This is a genomic window from Lacimonas salitolerans, from assembly GCF_042677865.1.
Taxonomy (GTDB): domain Bacteria; phylum Pseudomonadota; class Alphaproteobacteria; order Rhodobacterales; family Rhodobacteraceae; genus Lutimaribacter; species Lutimaribacter salitolerans.
Genome location: NZ_JBHUDD010000113.1, coordinates 1 through 4634 on the forward strand (window position 1 = coordinate 1; position 4634 = coordinate 4634).

Here is a 4634-nt window from a genome sequence, read left to right on the forward strand (position 1 = left end):
CCGATACAGTCATGACCCAACCCTCCCATTCCCTCGAATAGAGTTGAATCAGAGATCTCCAATATCCCCAACTGTAGTACTAGGAACGCCAGAAACCAATCAGTGCGCGAGCTGCGGTGAAAACGGTCGGCTTCGGGAAAGTAGAGTGGCCAGCGCCGGAATGCCACCGTCCAGTCCTTCTTGCCCGGATAGATGCGACCGTGCCTCAACAGAAACCCCTGAAGATGCTGTCGCGCCTTGCCGAGCACTCGCATCGCGGTCGCCCGCGCACGAACCAGGTCTCGCATCGCCTCATGCGCCGCATCCGGCACCCAGACTGCCGTCAATTCTCCGGCCCGGTGCAACTTCGCCAGCATCACTGCATCGCGGCGGTCCGTCTTAACCCGGTCCCCAGCCTTCACCGGAATGAGTGAGGGGGCCACCACGATACAATCATGCCCCAGTTCAACAAGCTGGCGATACAAGCCGTAGCCGCATGGGCCAGCTTCATAGCAGAAATGCAATCGACCTCCGCCTGCGGCCAGTTTTTCTACCAGCTTTCGAACATGATCAGATCGATGTGGAACCGTGCCCCAGTGACGGACCTCACCTCCACGTTCCCCGCGCGCAACCGCAACCGATATCGTCGCCTTATGGACATCCAGCCCAACGAATGTGCTATCCTGCATGTGGTCTCTCTCCCATTCTTGAGGCTCGGCGCCGGCCAATCCGGAGCAACCCTCGAACGGAGGATGCCGCGGGAGAGACCACCGAACCAGTCGGCTCACTCCGCGATCATGGGGTCTAAGGAGAGCCGCACTACAGGATCGGAATGCTCCAGGATATATCCGCGATTACACATCGCCTCCGGCCATCCAGAACAAGATACCCCTCAGGCGAGGTCGACAGCTCTTCCTTCAGGGCGATAACAGCCGAAGGCGGCCGCGGCGGATCGCTTCGCAACAGCTTTAAAAGACTGGAAAACTGACGGTAGGACACATGCAGATGCGCCTGCATGACTGGCCGCGTATCGTCGATTTCAAGTTCGCCAATGCCGCCGACATGGGCAAATTCAAAAGTCTGGACGTTCAGCACGATATGGCCTCTGGCCAAATTCATCAGTGTCCCGTTCACCACAAGTTGCGGTTTCTTGTCATGACCCACCATGACCGCTTCGGCGGACTGCACCGACAATTGAACCGTGTTTATCTTTTCCAAGCCATCCTCCAAAGCGACGGGCTCTCAATCGACGCGCGCATCATCCGCGTGATCCTTGAGTAACGGCTGCATTTTCTTGAACGCTGCCGACTTGATCTGCGACACGCGCCCCGGTGTCACGTCGAGAACCGCAGCGATCTCATAGACGTTCAACTCCTCCACATAATAAAGTTGCAGCACGAGCATTTCCCGTTCCGGCAAGGTTTTCAGCGCCGCCAACAACGTGTCTTTCAGACGCTCACGATCCAGCCTTTGCTCTGCAGGGGCTTCCTCAGAGGCGAACCACATCGAATGCTCGTCGTATTCATCCTGAATCGAATTCTGGTAGCTGGCATTCAGTGTCTGTTCCCATTGCATGTAGTCATCCAGCGTCATCGACACCGCCTTGGCCAGTTCATGCTTTCCCGGGTTGCGCCCCAGATCCTGCATCAGTTTCGTCTTGGCCGAATTGATCGCCTGGTTGATCTTGATGGATTTACGGCACAATACTGAATTCTTGCGTAAATAATCATGCATCGCACCACGGACACGCAGGACAGCGTAGTTTTCGAATGAAACACCGTCTTGCCTCGAATACCGCTGTGCAGCTTCTATCAGGCCGATCAACCCGATTTGCAGCAGGTCGTCATATTCAACAATTGACCGCACCCGAAAGTGCACATGATGCGCCACCCTGCGGACCAAGCCTTCGTGCTCACGAACAATTCGCTCGATATTCTGCGTGTCTGATGGATAGCACTTCACCTGCTCACCTTTAACCCGCTACGTTCGTGGGGTTGGATCCAGCAGCAGGGCATTGTGCGGTGCACGCTGGATTTGACTGAGGATCGCATCGAAATTTTTGATCTGTTCACTCTTTCCTCCCATTCGAACGATGGCAACGCATTTTCTTGAACACGCGTGAATTTCCGGACAATGTTCGACATGACCTGTATATGTCAGGTTTACGGGCAAAAATGCCTTGACTGTGCTGCTGAAATTCTCGAACACTGCGATCGCTTGAGCTTCGGTTTTGACCATGTTCAAAAGCACCGAATATTGGGTGATGCCACGTTCCATGTAGCAATTCTTGATCAGCGCATAGGCATCCACAAAGCTTGTCGCCTGCGCCAAAAGAACAATCACAACGCGATCCGAATTTGCAAGAGTGTTGATCAGGTCCTGACTGGCTCCCGCAGGGGCATCGACCACGATATAATCAAAAGCACCCTTCGGACCCCGTAGTTGGGATAGCACGCCTTGAAGAGGATCCTTGACCTTGTCGACAGCAACACTCGCGCCCGTGCGACCGGCTAAAACGGACAGGCCACCATCCACAAGCGCGATCGCCTCGCGAAGCGTGCAGCGGGCCTGCAACACGTCGATCAGATCGAATTCTGGCTTAAGATCAAGCAGGATGTGCGAGTTCGCCATCAGCAGGTCAGAGTCCACCAATAACGTTCGACCGGACGTCTTTTGCAAACGCAACGCGAAATTGGCGGCCAGAGAGGATTTCCCCACGCCGCCTTTCCCGCTGGCAATCGTTATCACCGTAGGCATCTATCCATCCTTTCTGCTTTTCATTAGCACATTTCGCGCCAAAAACCGAAAGACCGAGAAATTTAAGATCTGGACGCCTCGATGCGACCAGAAATTGTGCACGCGTCAAACACCCCAACTGCGCTGCGGCCCGCTATCGACATGCACAAATGTCGAATACGTGCCCACACCACCCGGACAAACCTGCCTTGCGACGCGCGAAAGCGTCTTCATCGGCACGCCCGGCAAGGAAAAATCGATCGCGCGGGCCTGCATATGCAGCGAATTGCGCGCAGCTTTCTTGCCCATGCGGCGCAACAGATCGTTGGTTTTGCGACTGCGATATCCCGACGTGATCCGCACGTTCAGCGCACCGCCCTCGGGCGCGACGTCCTCGCAGACCCGCAAAAGCGCTTGCAGCACGGCACCGTCAATTTCCTGAATTTCGTTTTGCCGCCAATCCCGCAGGAAATGATCAAGCTTGCGTTTCTCGGAGGGACTGAACGGCACGCGCGCAGTCACGTTCAGTGTCATTTTTTCGCCAGTATTCGCATTGCTCAGCGCCAGACGCAGTGGCCGCGACATTCCAAGCAGTGGTGATTGCCGTGGCGCCAGTGACACGTCCGGCGCCAGATCCGGCTCCGGGTCGCTGAACATGTTCAAAAGGCCCTGCCCGCGCGCCTCCGGTGGGCTATAAGATGTTTTGCTGAACAGGCTGCCCCCCGTCGAGATATCAACCAGCGGCGCGCCATGCACCAATGACGGCGCACAAAGCGCGCCTATCATCATCGCGCGGCGCGTGACGTGGACCCTTCGTTTCATAATACAACATGCATAAGATGCAGCCCTATGGAGCGACCACTTAGCGTGTTAGCTTTTCGATCATGTCGGCATATGTCTGAAGAATGCGGGACGAGCCCGAAAACTGCTGCTGCGCGCGGATCATGCTTGTCATTTCGGTCGTCAGGTCGACGTTCGAGGATTCAAGCGACCCGGTCAGAACACGGCCAAAGCCTTGGGTGCCGGCGATGCCCAGAATGGCGGGCCCGGATGTCTGAGATTCCTGGAAACGCCCCATCCCGAGCTGACGCAGGGATGTTGAATTGGCGAACAAAGCCACGGCAACCTGTCCTACGACAACGGGCTCTTCCGAACCATAGGTCGCCATCATTCGGCCGTCCGAACCGACCTCGAGCGCAGACAGCTGAACATCGTTTTGGTTGATGAAAGGTACCGAAAGTTGCTGCAGATCCTCCCCGCCAACACCGTCATATCCAAACACGATGTCGTTGGTCGACGACCGCAGGACACCGTTTTCATCCAGTGAAAATTCACCATCCCGGGTGTAGCTTAGCGTGTTGGACGGCGTGCCATCAGGATTGGGCGTGGTTGTGACGAACATGCCGTTCCCGGCCAGGGCCATGTTCAAGACGCCGTCGCGTTCCATAAATCCGCCCTGCTTGGTGCTTTGGCGGGTCTGTTCCACCAGGCTGCCGACGCCAGTTGACGTGCGCGACACCGTTTCGGGCGATGCGCCGCTGTAGAGATCCGCAAAACTTGCAGTGCTCTTTCGAAATGCTGTGGTCCCGGAGTTTGCCACGTTATTCGACACGACGGATATTTCGAACATCGACGTGGACATGCCGGATAGGATGGTTCCGAACATTTGCGGTCTCCTTCAGAACATTTGAATACGTCTGTGCAGGTACCGTGCCAAAAATATGTGCAACCGATCGTTTCGCGGAAAACCTGAACCACAGCGACGCGCGAAACACTGTGCAGCATCCAAGCTATGCACGCGTTCCGCTGATGTCCCGGGTTAAAGCCAGCACGCCTTAGTCACCTGAATCTGAAGTTCCTGCCAGTGTTTTCTGGCAGAACCTTTTGACGGAGGCGAGGATTTCGTCGGCGGACTTGAC

Annotated in this window: 6 protein-coding genes; all 6 read right to left on the reverse strand. The window is 55.9% G+C overall.

Annotated features, from left to right (window positions below; genetic code table 11):
• A partial coding sequence (locus ACFTOW_RS13830; RefSeq protein ID WP_379916689.1) for an IS110 family transposase occupies positions 1–668 on the reverse strand: 668 nt, incomplete at its 3' end.
• Positions 669–798: 130 nt separating this feature from the next.
• Positions 799–1197, reverse strand: a complete 399-nt coding sequence (locus ACFTOW_RS13835; RefSeq protein ID WP_379916691.1) for a hypothetical protein — start codon at positions 1195–1197, stop codon at positions 799–801.
• Between the two features lie 24 nt (positions 1198–1221).
• Complete coding sequence (locus ACFTOW_RS13840) at positions 1222–1941, reverse strand: sigma-70 family RNA polymerase sigma factor (RefSeq protein ID WP_379916693.1); 720 nt, start codon at positions 1939–1941, stop codon at positions 1222–1224.
• An 18-nt stretch (positions 1942–1959) separates the two neighbouring features.
• On the reverse strand, positions 1960–2736 hold the full coding sequence (locus tag ACFTOW_RS13845; protein ID WP_379916695.1) for a P-loop NTPase: 777 nt from the start codon (positions 2734–2736) through the stop codon (positions 1960–1962).
• Between the two features lie 105 nt (positions 2737–2841).
• Positions 2842–3537, reverse strand: coding sequence for a YcbK family protein (locus ACFTOW_RS13850; RefSeq protein ID WP_379916697.1), 696 nt, complete (start codon positions 3535–3537; stop codon positions 2842–2844).
• 40 nt (positions 3538–3577) lie between these two features.
• A complete protein-coding gene (locus ACFTOW_RS13855) occupies positions 3578–4381 on the reverse strand; it encodes a flagellar hook-basal body protein (protein WP_379916699.1) in 804 nt (267 codons plus the stop codon).
• Between the last annotated feature and the right edge of the window lie 253 nt (positions 4382–4634).